General features: G+C 68.8%; 12 protein-coding genes. 4 read left to right on the forward strand and 8 right to left on the reverse strand.

Features of this window, described 5'->3' with window-relative positions; all coding sequences use genetic code 11:
• The 3 genes from HMPREF2886_RS16790 to HMPREF2886_RS16800 all read left to right on the forward strand — a co-directional run.
• Positions 1–1,204: DUF1329 domain-containing protein (locus HMPREF2886_RS16790; protein WP_070747877.1), on the forward strand; the 1,204-nt coding region annotated here is incomplete at its 5' end.
• 179 nt (positions 1,205–1,383) lie between these two features.
• On the forward strand, positions 1,384–2,481 hold the full coding sequence (locus HMPREF2886_RS16795; RefSeq protein ID WP_033975902.1) for a WD40/YVTN/BNR-like repeat-containing protein: 1,098 nt from the start codon (positions 1,384–1,386) through the stop codon (positions 2,479–2,481).
• A 12-nt stretch (positions 2,482–2,493) separates the two neighbouring features.
• Positions 2,494–4,875, forward strand: coding sequence for an efflux RND transporter permease subunit (locus tag HMPREF2886_RS16800; protein ID WP_079864453.1), 2,382 nt, complete (start codon positions 2,494–2,496; stop codon positions 4,873–4,875).
• 71 nt (positions 4,876–4,946) lie between these two features.
• Here the strand turns inward: HMPREF2886_RS16800 and cprS are convergent, their stop codons facing one another.
• Together cprS and cprR are read right to left on the reverse strand one after the other, a co-directional pair.
• Positions 4,947–6,242 (reverse strand): cationic peptide sensor histidine kinase CprS, encoded by a 1,296-nt coding sequence (cprS, locus tag HMPREF2886_RS16805; RefSeq protein ID WP_070747880.1) that lies wholly within the window; start codon positions 6,240–6,242, stop codon positions 4,947–4,949.
• Positions 6,239–6,910 carry a cationic peptide response regulator transcription factor CprR gene (cprR, locus tag HMPREF2886_RS16810; RefSeq protein ID WP_033968110.1) on the reverse strand — a complete coding sequence of 224 codons (672 nt, stop codon included), beginning with the start codon at positions 6,908–6,910 and terminating at the stop codon, positions 6,239–6,241. The genes cprS and cprR overlap by 4 nt, the downstream gene beginning before the upstream one ends.
• A gap of 376 nt (positions 6,911–7,286) precedes the next feature.
• On the opposite strand from cprR, the gene HMPREF2886_RS16815 reads away from it, so the two are divergent.
• Positions 7,287–10,157 carry a S8 family serine peptidase gene (locus HMPREF2886_RS16815; RefSeq protein ID WP_256562546.1) on the forward strand — a complete coding sequence of 957 codons (2,871 nt, stop codon included), beginning with the start codon at positions 7,287–7,289 and terminating at the stop codon, positions 10,155–10,157.
• 6 nt (positions 10,158–10,163) lie between these two features.
• Here the strand turns inward: HMPREF2886_RS16815 and HMPREF2886_RS16820 are convergent, their stop codons facing one another.
• Genes HMPREF2886_RS16820 through HMPREF2886_RS16845 form a run of 6 tightly spaced genes read right to left on the reverse strand, consistent with a single transcriptional unit; the run spans position 10,164 to position 17,126 of the window.
• Positions 10,164–11,243 (reverse strand): alpha/beta hydrolase fold domain-containing protein, encoded by a 1,080-nt coding sequence (locus tag HMPREF2886_RS16820; RefSeq protein WP_033968974.1) that lies wholly within the window; start codon positions 11,241–11,243, stop codon positions 10,164–10,166.
• Positions 11,244–11,296: 53 nt separating this feature from the next.
• The gene (locus HMPREF2886_RS16825) at positions 11,297–12,928 is read right to left on the reverse strand and encodes a BatD family protein (protein ID WP_070747886.1); all 1,632 of its coding nucleotides are present in this window, start codon (positions 12,926–12,928) and stop codon (positions 11,297–11,299) included.
• Positions 12,925–14,685: a VWA domain-containing protein gene (locus tag HMPREF2886_RS16830; protein ID WP_033968971.1), complete on the reverse strand. Its 1,761-nt coding sequence runs from the start codon at positions 14,683–14,685 to the stop codon at positions 12,925–12,927. The genes HMPREF2886_RS16825 and HMPREF2886_RS16830 overlap by 4 nt, the downstream gene beginning before the upstream one ends.
• Positions 14,682–15,704, reverse strand: a complete 1,023-nt coding sequence (locus HMPREF2886_RS16835; RefSeq protein WP_033968970.1) for a VWA domain-containing protein — start codon at positions 15,702–15,704, stop codon at positions 14,682–14,684. Before HMPREF2886_RS16835 ends, HMPREF2886_RS16830 begins: the two co-directional genes overlap by 4 nt.
• Entirely contained in the window at positions 15,697–16,191 is a 495-nt protein-coding gene (locus HMPREF2886_RS16840; RefSeq protein WP_003107434.1) for a DUF4381 domain-containing protein, read from the reverse strand. The genes HMPREF2886_RS16835 and HMPREF2886_RS16840 overlap by 8 nt, the downstream gene beginning before the upstream one ends.
• Entirely contained in the window at positions 16,188–17,126 is a 939-nt protein-coding gene (locus tag HMPREF2886_RS16845; protein WP_033968968.1) for a DUF58 domain-containing protein, read from the reverse strand. The genes HMPREF2886_RS16840 and HMPREF2886_RS16845 overlap by 4 nt, the downstream gene beginning before the upstream one ends.

Below are 17,126 nucleotides of genomic sequence, written 5' to 3' on the forward strand. Positions count from 1 at the left end.
GACCGGCGGCATCACCCAGGCGCCGGCCGGCTACAAGCCGGGCCAGCACCACCCGGACCCGTTCGCCGCGGACAAGCCGCTGTTCACCATCGACAAGGCCAACCTGGAGCAGTACAGGGAACACCTGACCCCGGGCCAGCTGGCGCTGTTCAAGACCTACCCGGACAGCTTCCGGATGCCGGTCTACCCCAGTCGCCGTTCCGGTTCGGCGCCGCAGTGGCTGTACGACAACACCTTCGCCAATGCCACCAGCGCCAGGCTGCTGGACGGCGGCAACGGGTTCGCCGACGCCTATGGCGGGGTGCCGTTCCCGATTCCGAAGAGCGGCGTGGAGGCGCTGTGGAACCACGTCGCCCGCTACCGCGGCACCTATGTCGTGCGCCGCGCTTCGGAAGTCGCGGTACAGCGCAACGGTAGCTACTCGCTGGTGACCTCGCAGCAGGAAGCGCTGTTCAAGTACTACCTCAAGGGCGGCAGCTTCGCCGACCTGAACAACCTGATGTTCTACTACCTGTCGTTCACCAAGAGCCCGGCGCGCCTGGCCGGCGGCGCGGTGCTGGTGCACGAGACCCTCGACCAGGTCAAGGAGCCGCGCCAGGCCTGGGGCTACAACGCCGGCCAGCGTCGTGTGCGGCGTGCGCCGAACCTTGCCTACGACACGCCGATCGCCGCCGCCGACGGCCTGCGCACCGCCGACGACACCGACATGTTCAACGGCGCGCCGGACCGCTATGACTGGAAGCTGCTGGGCAAGAAGGAAATCTACATCCCCTACAACAACTACAAGGTCAGCAGCCCCGAGGTGAAGTACGAGGAACTGCTCAAGCCGGGCCACCTCGATCCGCAATACACCCGCTACGAACTGCACCGCGTGTGGGTGGTGGAAGGCACCCTGAAGCCGGGCGCGCGGCATATCTACTCCAAGCGCACCCTGTACCTCGACGAGGACAGCTGGAGCGCGGCGGTGGTCGACCAGTACGACGGTCGCGGCGAACTGTGGCGGGTGTCCATGGCCTACCTGAAGAACTTCTACGACCTGCCGTACACCTGGAGCGCGCTGGATGTGTTCCACGACCTGCAGGCGCGTCGCTACCACGTGCAGAACCTGGACAACGAGGAGCCGGGCACCATCGACTTCACCCAGGCGGTACCGGACGACTCCTACTTCAAGCCCTCGGCCCTGCGCCGCCGCGGCACCCGCTGATCGTTCCGCTCGCCGGCGCCGACCGCTTCCCTCCGGGGAGGAGGGCGGCGCCGATCCCCCGTTACAGACGGCTTACACGCTTAACAAAAGATAACGTGGCTTCAATTGTCTCCGTCGCCAAACGCTGGCTATATAACGCTCACCACGAACCACTAATAACAACAACGGGGACGGTATCCATGCGTGAGCCCATGACGTGGCGCACTTCGCCCGGCCAATCCGCGGACGCTTCGCGGCATCCGGCCATTCCTTCCAGATCGCCCCTGGCCAGCAGGGCCCTGTCGTTTCTCGGGGCGCTTTCTCTTCTGACCCTCGCCGCCACCCCGGTCCTGGCCGAGTCGACGCCAACCGCCGCGCCGCCGCAATTCGCCGTGGAATCGCCGAAGGCCGCCAGCAGCCTGCTGCTCGGCGTCGCCCATGCCGGCAAGCGGCTGGTCGCGGTCGGCGACCGTGGGCATATCCTGCTCTCCGACGACGACGGCAAGACCTGGACCCAGGCCAAGGTGCCGACCCGCCAGTTGCTCACCTCGGTGTTCTTCGTCAACGAGCGCAAGGGCTGGGCGGTCGGGCACGATGCGCAGATCCTCGTCAGCGACGACGCCGGCAGCACCTGGACCAGGCAGTTCGAGGACCTCGGCCGCGAAGCGCCGTTGCTGGACATCTGGTTCGCCGACGAACAGCACGGCCTGGCCGTCGGTGCCTATGGCGCGCTGCTGGAGACCCGCGACGGCGGCCAGCACTGGGAAGACGTCAGCGAGCGCCTGGACAACGAGGACCAGTTCCACCTCAACGCCATCGCCGCGGTCAAGGACAACGGCCTGCTGGTGGTCGGCGAAGCCGGCAGCCTGTTCCGCTCGAAGGACTGGGGCGCCACCTGGGAAAAACTCGAAGGCCCCTACGAGGGCTCGCTGTTCGGCGCCATCGGTACCGCCGATGCGGGCGGCGTGCTGGTCTACGGCCTGCGCGGCCACCTGTTCCGCTCCGCCGATTTCGGCGACAGCTGGGAAGAGATACCGCTGAAGGCGGCGTCCGGCGACCTGGAATTCGGTCTCTCCGACGGCGCGCTGCTGGCGGACGGGCGTATCGTCGTGGTCGGCCACGGCGGCAGTGTCCTCGAAAGCACCGACGGCGGGCGCAGCTTCAGCGTGTTCAACCGTCCCGACCGGCTGTCCCTGGCCGGCGTCAGCGCCACCGGCGACGGCCACCTGATCCTGGTCGGCCAGGGCGGCGTGCACCTCGCTGCGGCGAACGGTGCCGCGCTCGAACAACAACAATAAGTCGGGGGTCGCATGAGTGCCATGAACCAGCATCAGCAAAACAAGGCGAGCCTGCTCGAACGCCTGATCTTCAACAACCGGCCGGTGGTGATCTTCCTCTGCCTGCTGGTCAGCGTCTTCCTGTTCTACCAGGCTACCCAGGTGCGGCCGTCCACCAGCTTCGAGAAAATGATCCCGCTGGAGCACCCGTTCATCCAGAAAATGCTCGAGCACCGCAACGACCTGGCCAACCTCGGCAACACCGTGCGCATCTCGGTGGAGGCGGTGAACGGCGACATCTTCACCAAGGAGTACATGGAGACGCTCCGGCAGATCCATGACGAGGTGTTCTACATCCCCGGCGTCGACCGTTCCGGCCTGAAGTCGTTGTGGAGCCCCAGTGTGCGCTGGACCGAAGTGACCGAGGAAGGCTTCGCCGGCGGCGAGGTGATACCGCAGACCTACGACGGTTCGCCGCGGGCGCTGGAGGAACTGCGCAACAACGTGCTCAAGTCCGGGCAGATCGGCCGCCTGGTGGCGAACAACTTCAAGTCGAGCATCGTCGACGTGCCGCTGCTGGAGATGTACCCGAATCCGAAGAACCAGAGCGAACTGATCAAGCTCGACTACCGCCAGTTCTCCCATGAGCTGGAAGAGAAGATCCGCGACAAGTACCAGTTGCAGAATCCCAACGTGAAGGTGCACATCGTCGGCTTCGCGAAGAAGGTCGGCGACCTGATCGACGGGCTGGTGATGGTGGTTGGCTTCTTCGGTATCTGCCTGCTGATCACCCTGGTCCTGCTGTACTGGTTCACCAAGTGCATCCGCAGCACCATCGCCGTGCTGATCACCACCCTGGTCGCGGTGCTCTGGCAGCTCGGCCTGCTCAACCTGGTCGGTTTCGGCCTCGATCCCTACTCGATGCTGGTGCCGTTCCTGATCTTCGCCATCGGCATCTCCCACGGCGTGCAGAAGATCAATGGTATCGCCTTGCAGTCCAGCGGCGCCGACAATGCGCTGATGGCGGCGCGGCTGACCTTCCGCCAACTGTTCCTGCCGGGGATGATCGCGATCCTCGCCGACGCCGTCGGCTTCATCACCCTGCTGGTGATCGACATCGGGGTGATCCGCGAGCTGGCCATCGGCGCCTCGATCGGCGTGGCGGTGATCGTCTTCACCAACCTGATCCTGCTGCCGGTGGCGATCTCCTACATCGGCATCAGCAAGAAGGCGGTGCAGCGCAGCAAGGACGACGCGGTGCGCGAGCACCCGTTCTGGCGCCTGCTGTCGAACTTCGCCAGCCCGAAGGTGGCCCCGGTGTCCATCGCCATCGCCGTGCTGATGCTCGGCGGCGGCCTCTGGTACGGCAAGCACCTGAAGATCGGCGACCTCGACCAGGGGGCGCCGGAACTGCGTCCCGACTCGCGCTACAACCTCGACAACGACTTCATCATCCGCAACTACTCGACCAGTTCGGACGTGCTGGTGGTGATGGTCAAGACCTCCCCGGAAGGCTGTTCCACCCACCAGGCCCTGGCAGCCATGGACGAGCTGGCCTGGAAGCTGGAGAACACCGAGGGCGTGCAGTCGGCGATCTCGATGGTCACCGTGTCCAAGCAGGTGATCAAGGGGATGAACGAAGGCAACCTGAAATGGGAGACCCTGTCGCGCAACCAGGACGTGCTGAACAACTCCATCGCCCGTGCCGACGGTCTCTACAACACCGACTGCTCGCTGGCGCCGCTGCTGGTCTTTCTCAACGACCACAAGGCCGAGACCCTCGACCGCGCGGTGGCGGCGGTGCAGGCCTTCGCCGCGGAGAACGACAAGGACGACCTGCAGTTCCAGCTGGCCGCCGGCAACGCCGGGATCGAGGCCGCCACCAACGAGGTGATCAAGCAGTCCGAACTGATCATCCTGGTGCTGGTGTACATCTGCGTGGCGGCCATGTGCATGATCACCTTCCGTTCCTTCGCCGCGACCCTCTGCATCGTCCTGCCGCTGATCCTCACCTCGGTTCTCGGCAACGCGCTGATGGCGGCGCTGGGCATCGGCGTGAAGGTCGCGACCCTGCCGGTGATCGCCCTCGGCGTCGGCATCGGGGTGGACTACGGGATCTACATCTACACCCGCCTGGAGTCTTTCCTGCGCATGGGCCTGCCGTTGCAGGAGGCCTACTACGAGACCCTCCGCTCCACCGGCAAGGCGGTGCTGTTCACCGGCCTGTGCCTGGCGATCGGCGTGGCCACCTGGATCTTCTCGGCGATCAAGTTCCAGGCCGACATGGGCCTGATGCTGACCTTCATGCTGCTCTGGAACATGTTCGGCGCCCTCTGGCTGCTGCCGGCCCTGGCGCGTTTCCTGATCAACCCGGCCAAGCTGCAGGCCAGGAAGGCCTCGGTGTTCGCTCACTGAGTCGCGCCGAGCCTCGCCAAGACCGCGGCCCAGGCCGCGGTTTTTTTCGCGCGGAGGAAGGCCGTCGCGCTTCAGTCCGGCGTGGCGGGGAACAGCAGCTCGCAGCGGAAGCGCTGCTCGTCGCTGCTGTAATGCAGGCGCCAGCCGCTCTTCTGGCACAGGCGCTGGACCAGGTCGAGGCCCAGGCCGTAGCCGAAGGCCATCGACTCGTCGGTGCCCTGGGCCGCGCCGATAGGGTTGCTGATCAGCAGGCTGCGGTCGCGCACGACGATCTCCACCACGCCTTCGTCGCTGTATTGCAGGGCGTTGCGCAGCAGGTTGCCGATGATGATCCGCGCGCGGGTCTGCGGCAGGCTGTGCGGCTCCACGTCGAGGTGGAAGCTCAGGCCGCGGCGCTGGCTCAGCGCCTGCTGTTCCTCGAGCAGCTCCTCCAGCAGGCGGCCGACCTCGATGTGGCCGTCGTCGCGTAGTTCGCCGCTCTCGCGGCTGAGCCAGAGCAGGGTTTCGGTCATCTGCTGCATGCCCAGCGCCGAGCGGCGGATGCGTTGCAGGGCATGCGGGGAGGGCGCGCGGCCGGGCTGATCGAGCAGTTCCAGGTTCATGCCGATCACCGCCAGCGGGGTGCGCAGCTCGTGGCTGGCGTAGCGCAGGAAGCGCTCCTCGCGTTGGCTGAAATCCTTGATCCGGGTCACGCTGTTCCACAGGGTTTCCGCCAGCACGTTGAGTTCGCGGTAGTGGAAGCGTGGCCGCTGGCTGTCCGGGGCGAGGTCGTCGAGGGTCATCGACCAGCGCGTCAGCTTGCGCAGCGGGGCGACGATGAACCAGACCAGCAGGCCGACGGCGACCAGCGAAGGCAGGGTGACCGACAGGGTGACGATCCAGGTCTGCCTGACGCGGGCGTCGATGATGGCGTCGGACAGCGGCGTGTCGATGCTGCCGGCGGCGTCGTTGTCGTAGAGGTAGAGCGTCTTGCCGTCGGCCAGTGGCTGGCGGACCACCACGTAGGCATCGTCGCTGGGCGCGTCGTCATCCTCGTCTTCGTCATCGTCGTCCCAGTTGCCGAGCAGTTGCATGGCGCCGATGCTCTTGTAGGGTGGGGTGTCGAGCATCTCCCTGAGTTTCGGCGGCAGCCCCGCGGTGCCGACGCTGCCCTTGAAGTAGTAGCTGTCCGGCGCCGGCGTGGCCGGGTCTTCCTGGTAGCGCTGGGCGAAGTACAGCCCTTCCTCTTCCATCATCATGCTGAGCAGGTAGAGGGCGCCGGTCTCGCCGTAGTCGCCGAGCATGCGCGTGTAGACCAGCAGCACCCCGGCGAGGATCAGGGTGACGCCGCCGCCGACGGTGGGGATCAGGCTCAGGCCGCGTTTCATTTGCGCTCCAGCTGGAAGCCGACGCTGTGCAGGGTATGGATCAGAGGGGTGGCGAAACCTTTGTCGACGGTGCTGCGCAGGTGGTGCATGTGCACGTTGAGGGTGTTGCTTTCCGGCGGATCGTCGCCCCAGACGCTGCGCCCCAGTTGTTCGCGGGTGACCAGCGCGGGGCTGGCGCGCATCAGGCACTCGAGGATCTTCCAGGCGGTGGGGGACAGCGCCAGGGGCGTGCCGCCGCGGCTGGCCTGGCGGCTGTCGAGGTCCATCACCAGGTCGTCGACTTGCAGGCGCTGGGCCTGGCCGCTGCGGCGCCGGCTGAGGGCCTGCAGGCGGACCAGCAGCTCCGGCAGTTCGAAGGGCTTGAGCAGGTAGTCGTCGGCGCCGGCGTCGAAGCCGTCGAGCTTGTCCTGCAGGGTATCCAGGGCGGTGAGCATCAGTACCGGGGTCTGCAGGCCGGCTTCGCGCAGCTGGCGACAGACCTGCCGGCCGTTGATGCGCGGCAGCATGATGTCCAGCAGGATCACGTCGTAGCGGTTGGCGCGCGCCAGGTTGAGGCCGGCCTGGCCGTCGCGGGCGTGATCGCAGACCACCCCGGCGGCCTCGAGGTAGTCGATGACGGTGCCGGCGAGATCGAAGTTGTCTTCGACGACGAGTACGTGGATATGCATGGCCTGGGTCGCGTGACGAATGGGCTGGTCGACTGGCGGTGGGTGGCCGTCGCGCCATGGGCGGTTCGGGAGAGGCGAGCGGGCGGCGGTTTTCGCGAGTCGGGCAGCGATGTTCGTCGATCGGGGCGCGGGCTGTCCAGTTGCCCACCCGGTTTGCGCCTGCGCTGTGACCCCGGTCGCTCCCGTCGGCGTGCCCGCGTTAAGCCTTTTTTAACCCCCCGGGAGCTAGCGTGCCCCTGCTCGGAACGCTAGCCGCCAGGTTATTGCCGGGTGCCATCCGCGAAGAGTGCGGGTGCCTTTCGTTTTTGGGGGATTTTTTGCCATGTCGCGGACGACACGTTGGAAAGATGTTCGAAAGTGCGGGATATGCACACTGGTGCCGTTGGGCGTTTCGCTATCGCTGTCGCCCTGTGCGTTGGCCGAAGCCCGGTCCAGCGGCTGGGAGCAGGATTTCATCGGCGTGCCGGTCGCGCGCACGTTGGGCCTGACCGGCAAAGGCGTGGATGTCGGGGTGATCGATGGCGGTTTCCTTCCGCAGCATCCGGCGTTCGCCGGCCAGGCGATCACTCCGCTGGCCAACCGAGTGGCCATCGACGGCGAGGAAGCGATCGCCGATCCCTCCCGGCCGCTCTTCGATCGCGATGAGCGAAGCGGAGAAGTCCAGGTCGCCAGCCATGGCGCGAATGTCAGCGGAATCATCGCGGCCAGGCCGGAGGTCATTGCCGATTTCACCTACCGTGGTGGCGTGGCGCCGAAGGTCGGGCTTTTCCAGACGCAAATCAGGCCCAGCGACGAAGCCGATGACGAGGATGCCGACATAGAGGAGGAACAAGACGAAGCGGCGGGCCAGGCCAGCCTGCTGCAGCCGGGCAGCGAGGAACTCGTCCATGGCGCCCTGAGCACCCTCTACCGGGGCGCGCCGACGGTGCGGATCATCAACAACAGCTACAACGACGATCCTGTCGGCAATGACGCCGCCGCGGTGGATGCCGCTTATGCGGCGATCGATCCCGCAGCGCCGCATCCCTACCTGAATGCCTTGGCCGACGGCGTGCGCGACGGGTGCCTGCTGGTATTCGCGGCCGGCAACGAAAGCAGCGCGCAGCCCGGCTTGCTCGCCACCTTGCCGCGCTTCATGCCTGGACTGGAAAGCGGTTTCCTCAGCGTGGTCGCGTTGGGTCCGGACCGCGACCTCACCGACTACTCCAACCAGTGCGGGGTGGCGAAAGACTGGTGCCTGGCGGCGCCCGGCGATATGTACGTGGCCGCGGCGAACGGCGCCTCGGCCGAACGCTTGACCTACACCTATGCCGACCAGAGCGGTACCTCCTACGCCACGCCGCTGGTCAGCGCCAGCGCGGCATTGCTGGCCGAGCGCTTTCCCTACATGGACATGGCGCAGGTGCGGATGACCATGTTGAGCACCGCCGTCGATCTTGGCGAGCCTGGGGTCGACGCGCGTTTCGGCTGGGGGTTGCTGGACCTGGCCCGGGCGGTAGGTGGACCGGGCCAGCTGTTCGGCGATCAGCGGGTGACGCTGGACGCGGCGCGCGGCGGCTGGAACGCCAGGGATGTCTGGAGCAACGACATCCGCGCCGGCGGCATGCTTGGCAAGGCCGGCAGCGGCGCGCTGCGGCTGTCGGGCGACAACCGTTTCGCCGGGGTCGCGGTCGAGGCCGGCGAATTGGCGCTCGCCGGGCGCAACCGGTTCTCTGCCAGCAGTGAGGTTCGTGGTGGACGCCTGGTGGTGGACGGCACGCTCGAAGGACCGGGGTTGAGGGTAGGCCGGGCCGGCGAGCTGGGCGGCGGCGGCACCATTGCCGCGCCGACCCGGATCGACGGCGTGCTCGCCGCCGACCGCCTCGCGGGCGCGCCGAGTTTCACCCGCTCGCTCGAACTGTCGCCGTCGAGCACGACCCGGGTGGCGCTGGGCGGGCAACCGCCGATCCGCCTCGACGGCGCGGCCGCTTTCGCCCGGCTGGGCGGGCGGCTGCAACTGACGGCGGCCGATGCGGCGGGGGCGGGGCAGAAGTTCCTGACGGTCGCGCGAGGTGCCACCTACCAGGGCGGTTTCGACGCCTTGCAACAGGCGCCGGGCCTGGCCGCGCGAGGCCTGCGCCACGACTTGCGCTTCGCTGCGGATGGCATCGCCCTGGCCCTGGCTCCGCTCGACCTGCCGGGGCAGGTCAACCTACAAGGCAATGCCGGGCGTTCCGCGGCGGCGTTGAACGCGCTCCGTGACCGGCCCATCGCCCTGCGCGCCGGCGCCTACAACGATTGGCTGCAGGCCAGCCTGGCGCGCGGCGATCTCGCTGGCCTGCCGCGCAGCGCCGGCGGCCAGGTGTACGCCGACAGCCTGGCCTACCTGAGTCGGCAGCCGTCGCAAGTGGATCGCGCGATGTTCGGCGAGCTTTCCTGGGCGCAGCCCGGGCAGGCGCCGCGGTTGTGGTTCCAGAGGCTCGCTTCCGGCTTGCGCAACGAGGGGCGCTCAGGCGTCAGCGGCAGTCGCGAGCGCAGCGACGGCATTGCCCTGGGCCTGGTCCAGGCGCTCGACGAACGAACCCGGGGCGGCGCGACGCTGGCGCAGACCAAGGGACGGGTCAACAGCGCCGGCGGCAAGGTCGAGCTGGACATCACCCAGCTCGCCGTGGGCTTGGTCCACGCCTTCGACAGCCTGGAACAGGGCGGTTACGTCAGTGCCATGCTCGGCGCCGGCTACCTCGACGCCGCCAGCAAGCGGCGCCTGCCGGGCTTTGCCACGGCCAAGGGCGACAGCGAGGGCTGGCTCTACCACGCCAGCGTCAAGAGCGGCTACCGCTGGCGCAAGGACGATTGGCGGGTCGAGCCGCGGGTCGGCCTGCTGGCGACCCGTACGGAATGGAAAGGTTTCCGCGAAAAGCACAGCGAGCTGGCGCTGGACGTCGACCGCGCGGCCAGGGATGCGACCTTCGCCACCCTGGAGCTGAGCGTCGCGCGCAGCCTGCGAGTGGCCGACTGGTCGCTGGAGCCGGAGCTGAACCTGGGCTACGAGCGTGCCCTGGGAGTGCCGGCGAGCCACACCGAGGCGAGCCTGCAGGGCGTCGACCTGAAGCAGGTTTCGGCCCATCGGGGGCGCGACCTGTTCAGCGCGGGGATGGCGCTGCACGCCCGCCGCGGTCCGTTGCAGGGCAGCCTGGAGCTGCAAGGGACGAAAGGCGAGCGGGTCGGCGGCAGCGCCGTCAACCTGCGCCTGAGCTACGACTTCTAGCGCTGGCTACTTGAGCACCTTGATCGGCTTCACCGGGGTGCCGTCGCTCCACTGGCCCATGCCGGTCTGCTCCGGCGTAGCGCCCAGGGCGTACTGGCGGTTGCGGTTGTAGAACGCCGCGTCGGTGAGGCCATCGAACAGCTTCCAGGTGCCGTACCAGTCGAGGGCGTCGATCACCAGCGGGTCGTGGCCGGTATAGCGGCCTTCGGCCTGCTGCACTTCGAGGCGCTTCTCGACGCGGTCGAGCAACCAGTCGCTGTCTTCTTCCTTCGGATACTGCGGGCCGAATACCGGCGCGGTGGGCGCCGCGTGGTTGGCCAGCAGCGGCGGAGCGCCGTGGCGATCGCTGCGCAGCAGCAGGAGGTTCTTGTCGCTGGGCGGAATGTGCCGGCTCTGGCGGTAGATGCGCTTGGCGTCGGTGCAGGCCACATGGCTGTCCTCGTCGCCGCAGACCGCCAGCAGCAGGGTACCCTTGGCCAGCCCCGACAGGCGTTCCTGGGCCACGCCGTCCCAGCGCTTGCCCTGGCTCTTGCCGGGCTCGACCACCATCAGCGCCTTCGCCGCCGGCAGCTTCAGGCGTTCGCTGGCGGCCGCCAGGTTGGCGGCGAGCAGTCCGCCGGCGGAGTGGCCGAGGTAGGCGACCTGGTTCAGCCGCGGGCGCACGCCCAGCTCGCCGGCCTGCAGGCGCCTGAGGGCGTCGCCGAGGGCGCCGGCGGCATTGTCGAGGAAGTCTGCGTTGGGCGTCTTCAGGTCCGGCTGGTAGCGCGGGTAGATCACCACCATGCCGCGGCGGACGATATGGTCGATCCAGGCGCGGTAGAGGTCCGGCTGCATCACGCTCCAGCCGTGCAGGAAGATCACCAGCGGAGCGTTGCCGGGGACCGGTTGCTCGGGGGTGAACACCCAGTATTCGCGAGCGCCTTCGCCGAAATGCCACTGATGCACGCTGGCATGGCGATAGGCCGCGCCGCCCGGCCCTTCGGCCGGCTGCGTCGGCGGCGTGGGCGCGGTCGGCGGTTCGGCGGCCGTCGCGGCGTGGCCCAGGAGCAGGCCGCACAGGACGAGGAACAGGGTACGGAAGCGCATGCGGGCCCTCTTGCGGAATCGGAATGTCGTGCCAGTCCTAACCATAGCGCCGTTCAGCGCGGATAGAGCGGTGGCAGGCCGCCATTGTCGACCGCTCCCGCCGGCGCTTGTTCCGTGGTGGGCAGGGCGCGGATCGCCCGCCACAGGTCCTCGCCCTGCCAGGAATGGCCGCTCTCGCTGTACAGCGCGCCGTTGAGGCCATCCAGGGCGTCGGACAGCGGTACGAAGCGGGCCGCCATGTCGGCCAGGGTATCGGGTTGCTGACGGGCCCAGGCGTCCAGGGCCTGGCGGGTCGCCTGGGGGTCGTTGGCCAGGCAGGCGCGGCGCAGCTCGTCGAGCAGGCTGCGGCTGCTCGGGCCGTTGGCCGCGGCGCGGATCACCGCCGGTAGCTGGCGGGCGCGCCACCAGAGGCCGAAGCCGAGCAGGGTGGTCAGGGCCAGCACGGCGGTAGCCAGTTGCCAGGGCCAGAGCGTCGGCTCCAGGCGTTCGCCGAGCGGCAGCGCCGCCGCCGGCGGCTCAGCCTCGGCCTGCGGCGCGGCGGCCACCTCCAGGGTGCGCGGTGGCAGGCTGGTGTGCTCCAGGCGGTCTTCGCGGGTGTTCCACCAGACCACTTCGAGCGCCGGCAACTCGATGCGCCCGGCTTGCTCGGGCACCAGCGCCTCGCGCTCCTCGCGACTGCCGATGAGGCCCTGGTCGGTGCTCTGGTCGGCCAGCTGCGGTTGGTCCGGGTAGCGCCGCAGGCCTTGTACGTCGGGCAGCGGCAACGGCGGAAGCTGGGTGCCGGAAAGCCCCTCGACCTTCAGCAGCACGTTGCGCGTCAGCGATTCGCCGACCTGTGCCTGCTCCGGCTGCGGGCTCCAGCTTTCGCTGATGCTCAGCGCGCGGGCCGGCATCCAGGGCGCGTCGGCCGGATAGTCGGCAGGCTTGGGCCGGACCTGCAGCGGGATGCTCGGCGAAGTCACCCGCATCTGCCGGCCGGGGCGCGGGCCGAAGGGGTTGTAGTCGTCGCTGCCACGGTCGACCAGGGTCGCACTGAAGGCTTGCGCAGGAATCTCCAGGGTGCCGCTCTTCTGCGGGAAGATCGCGTAGCGCACCTCGATCACGCCGTGGCGGATGCCGTTGATCTCCTTCTCGTAGGTGCGCGCCTCACCGAGCTGTTCGACCTTCGCGTCGTTCATCACCAGCGGGGTCAGGCTGCTGTCGTCGTATAGCGACACCGAGTGGTAGATGCGCAGGGTGAGGATCGCCTGGGCCTGCACGTAGACCTTCTCCTGGTCGACGCTGGCATCGATGAAGACCGGCGCCAGCTTGCTGCTCTTGGCGCGGTCGCGCGCCTCCAGTACGTGCAGCCTGATCGGCTGGGTGCTGCTGGCGCCCAGGCTGATCGGCGGGATCGCCACGTAGCCGCTCTGCTTCGGCAGGAGGGTGACGATCCAGCGGGTGGTGGCCTGGGCCCGGCCGTTCTGCGTGGCGAGACGGTTGACCTGGCGCGTGCCGAGGACCTCGAAGAGGGCGTCCAGCGGGCTCAGGTCGGGTTTGCCGAAGAGGGTCGGGTCGTCCGATTCCAGCGTCAGTTCGACGCTTTCCCCTTCGGTCAGGCGGGCGCGGTCGACGCTGGCGCTGAAGCTGGCGTGGGCGGAGACGCAGAGGAGCGCGAGAAGCAGGCTGCAGAACAGGCGGATCATGGCGTGGCTTCCTGGCGTTGCTGCTGTTGGTACCAGAACTTGCGCCGCAGCAACTCGGCGGGATCGTCGGGAATCTGTCGCAGCCATTGCTCGAGGGCCTGGCGACGTTCGTCATCGAGTCCGTCGCCGGCTTCCTCGTCGCCCGTCCGCTCGTCCTCGGCGTCGGGTTGCGGCTGCGCTTGGTCGGGTGCTCCGGCGGTCTTCTCACCTTCGTCTTCCGGCAGGCTGGTCGAGGGCGCCGCGGCCTGGGCCTTCTGCGCATCGACGGTCGCCGCGTCGCGCGGCGGCCGCTGGCTGCTTCCGGATGGCGGGCTCTGCTGGCTCGCTTCCTGGCGCTGCTCCTTGTTCTCGCCGGCCTGCTGCTGCGCCGCCTGTTCCTGGCGCTGGCGCAGCAGTTCCTCGACCAGGGCCTTGTTGCGTTGCGCGGCGACCAGTTGCGGCTGGCGCTCCAGGGCTTGTTCGTAGGCGTCGACGGCGGCTTCCAGTTCGCCCTGGCGGGCCAGGGCGTTGCCACGGTTGTAGTGATCGGCGGCCTGGTCGCCCTGGGCGAAGGCCTGGGCCGCGGCGGCGTAGTCGCGGGCCTGGTAGAGCGACAGGCCTTTCCAGCGGAAGTCCTCGAAGCGCTTCGCCGCCTCTTCCGCCTGGCCCCGTTGCAACAGGCGCTGGCCTTGCTGGTCCGGACGCAGCCAGAGGTCTTCGAATTGGAGGGCCATGGCCGGTTGCGGCAGGCTCAGCATCAACAGCGGCAGGCAGAACAGCCAGCCGCGCCGTCCGGCACAGGCGGCCAGCAGGAGCAGCGGCAGGAGCAGCCAGTAACCCTGGTCGGCCCAGCGCTGCAGGCGCAGCAGGGCGTTCTCGCGGTCTTCCTCCAGCGTGCCGCCGCGAGCCAGCAGGCCGAGGCTGTCGAGGTCGCGGTCGTTCGGCCGCAGGCGCTGGTAGCCGGCGCCGATCTCCGCGGCGAAGCGGCGCAGCCCGCTTTCGTCGAGCCTGGGCAGGAGGATGCCGCCCTGGTCGTCCTTGAGGAAGCTGCCATCCTCCTGCTGCACCGGAGCGCCTTTCGGCGTGCCGACGCCGAGCACGGCGAGGCGCGCCGCCCGGTGCTCGAGGGCGCTGCGGATGCCTTGGCGCTCGGGTTCGCTCAGCTCGCTGGTCAGCAGCAACAGGCGGCCGCGGCCCTGGGCGCCCTGTTCCAGTAGGTCGAGGGCCTGGCGCACGGCGAGGTCGGCGCGCTGGCCGGGCTCGGGCATGATCGAAGGTTTCAGGGCGTCGAGCAGGTTGCGCGCGGTGAGCTGGTCGTCCGACAGCGGCACCAGGGTATGCGCGCTGCCGGCGTAGACGACGATCGCGGTCTGCGCGTCGTTGCGCGTGCGAAGCAGGTCGAGCAGCTTGCGCCGGGCCTGCTCCAGGCGGGTCGGCGACAGGTCGCCGGCAAGCATCCCGGGAGTCAGTTGGAGGATCGCCACCAGCGGGTCGCTACGCTTCATCGAGGGCTGTTCCAGTTGCTGCCAACTGGGCCCGAGCAAGGCCAGCAGGGCCAGCAGCCAGGCGATGCCGAGGCAGATCCAGGGCATGCGGTTCTGCCGCCCGGCGCCGCCGACCAGCAGCCAGGGCTGGAAGGCCGTCGGCAGCAGCAATTGCCAGCGTCCGGCACGACGCTGGCGATGCAGCAGCTTCCACAGCAACCAGCCAAGCAGCGGCGCCAGCAGCAGCCAGTAGGGGCGCAGCCAGTGCGGCCAGGCGTCCAGCAACAGGTTCATGGTTGCCTCCCGGAGCGGCGGCGCGGCCAGGTCCGGTTTTCCCGTGGCCAGAGTTCCAGCGCCACCAGCAGCACGCTCAGGCCGAGGGCGGCGGCCAGCGGCCAACTGTACAGCGCCAGGGCCGGGCGCGCCCGGGTAGTCTGCTGGGCGACCGGTTCGAGGCGATCGAGGGTCGCGGAAATGCTTTCCAGCTCGGCGCTGGAGCGTGCGCGGAAGTATTCGCCGCCAGTGCTCTCGGCGATACCGCGCAGGGTCGGCTCGTCGAGATCGAGCCCCGGGTTGAAGCCGAACAGGCCAGGCACGCCGCCTTGCTGCGGATCGGCGCCGATGCCGATGGTGTAGATCTTCACCTGTTGCTCGGCGGCCAGTTGCGCGGCGATCCGCGGGGCTATCTGTCCACCGGTGTTGGCGCCGTCGGTGATCAGCACCAGCACCCGGCTTTCCGCAGGCCGCTGGCGCAGGCGCTTGACCGCCAGGCCGATGGCGTCGCCGATCGCGGTGTTCTTGCCGGCGATGCCGATCTGCGCCTCGTCCAGCCAGACCCGCACGGTGTGCCGGTCGAAGGTCAGCGGCGCCTGCAGGTAGGCCTGGCTGCCGAACAGGATCAGGCCGACGCGGTCGCCACGACGGTCTTCGACGAAGTCGCCGAAGAGTTTCTTGATCAGTTCCAGGCGGCTGATCTCGTCGTCCTGCCAGCGCATGTCGCGGTAGTCCATGGAGCCGGAGACATCCACCGCAAGCAGCAGGTCGCGGCCGCTGGCGGGTAGCGGCAGGGGGTCGCCGACCCATTGCGGGCGGGCCGCGGCGAGCAGCAGGAGGAACCAGAGCAGGGCGAAGCGCACCTGCTGCCGCCAGGCCGGCAGGCGTGCGCGGGCACGGCGTCCGGCGAGGCTTTCGAGTTCGTCGAGGAAGCTCACCTTGAGCGCCGCCTCGCCGCTGTCGGCGGCCGGCAACACCAGGCGCAGCAGCCAGGGCAACGGGGCGAGGGCGAAGACCCAGGGCCAGGCGAACTCAAACATGCTTGCGAATCCAGGTGGCGACGGCGGCGTCGAGGCCGTCCACGGCCTTGTCGTCGAGGGTGCAGTCGGCGCGGTAGCCGCCTTCCACCAGGATCATCCAGCGGGTCAGGCCGGCGGCCGGGCAACGGTTGTCGAGGAACGCCAGCCAGGCGCGGCCGCTGAGGGCGTGGCTGCCGCTATCTGGCCAGCGCGCCCTGCAGACCCGCTTGAGCAGGCCGTTGATGGCTTGCAGCCAGGGCCCTGCGGAAGCCCTGCCGTAGGGCTTGGCGAGCGCGGCCAGTTCGGCCAGGGCCGCTTCGCGCAGCGGATCCAGCGGCGCTTCGCCGCGGGTGGCGATGGTGCGCCGCGGCAGGTGCCGGCGTAGTCGCCAGAGCCCCCAGCCGAGCAGTGGCAGCAGGGCGGCCAGCAACCACCAGCCGGGCGCCGGCGGCCACCAGCCGACGGGCGGGGGGGCGATCAGCGGTTCCAGCCGGTCGAGCGGATTCATGCGCGATACCCCGGCTGGTGTTGTTCCAGCAGGTCCCGCAACTGCTCCACCAGGTCTTCCTGGGTGGACAGCGGCAGCAGCGGCACGCCCAGTCGCTGGGCCAGCCGCTGCCAGCGCGCGCGGCGCGCCTCGGCCAGCTCGCGATAGGCCTGGCGCAGCTCGTCGGCGTGGGTGTCCAGCTCGAGGTCGGCGGCGCCTTCGCGGAAGCGCAGCAGCCCGGCGGCGGGGAGGGCATGGTCGAGCGGGTCGGACAGCGGCAGCAGCACCAGGTCGGTATGGCGTGCGATCAGGCTGAGTTGCTGCTCGGCGACGTCATTGAGGGTGCGCTCGTCGCACAGCACCAGGATCAGGCTGCCCGGGCGCAGCACTTCGCGGGCGCGGCGCAGGGCCAGGCCGAACAGTTCGCCAGGCCGCTCGGCCGGCGTCTCGCGCAGTTCGCGATTGGCCCGCAACAGCTGGTTGAACAGTTGCAGCAGGCTGTGCTTGCTGCGTCGCGGCTTGATTTCGTGGCAGTCGCGGTCGCCGAATACCAGGCCGCCGATACGGTCGTTGTGGGCCAGCGCCGACCAGCCGATGAAAGCCGCCGCGCGTGCCGCCAGCACCGCCTTGAAGCACAGGCCGGAGCCGAAGAACAGGCGCTGGCTCTGTTCGACCAGGACGAATACCGGCCGCTCGCGTTCCTCGTGGAACAGCTTGGTGTGCGGCTCGCGAGTGCGCGCGGTGACGCGCCAGTCGATGGTCCGTACGTCGTCGCCGGGCTGGTAGATGCGCACCTGGTCGAAGTCCACGCCGCGTCCGCGCAGGCGCGAGTGATGCAGGCCGACCAGCGGGCTGCGGCGGTTCTGCGAGGAGAACAGGCGCGCTTCGTGGAGCCGGTGGCGCATTTCCAGAAGCTCGTCGAGGCCCAGTTCGACGCCAGGGGCGGCGCTCAGCAT

This window comes from Pseudomonas sp. HMSC066A08, assembly GCF_001813025.1.
Lineage (GTDB): Bacteria > Pseudomonadota > Gammaproteobacteria > Pseudomonadales > Pseudomonadaceae > Pseudomonas > Pseudomonas aeruginosa.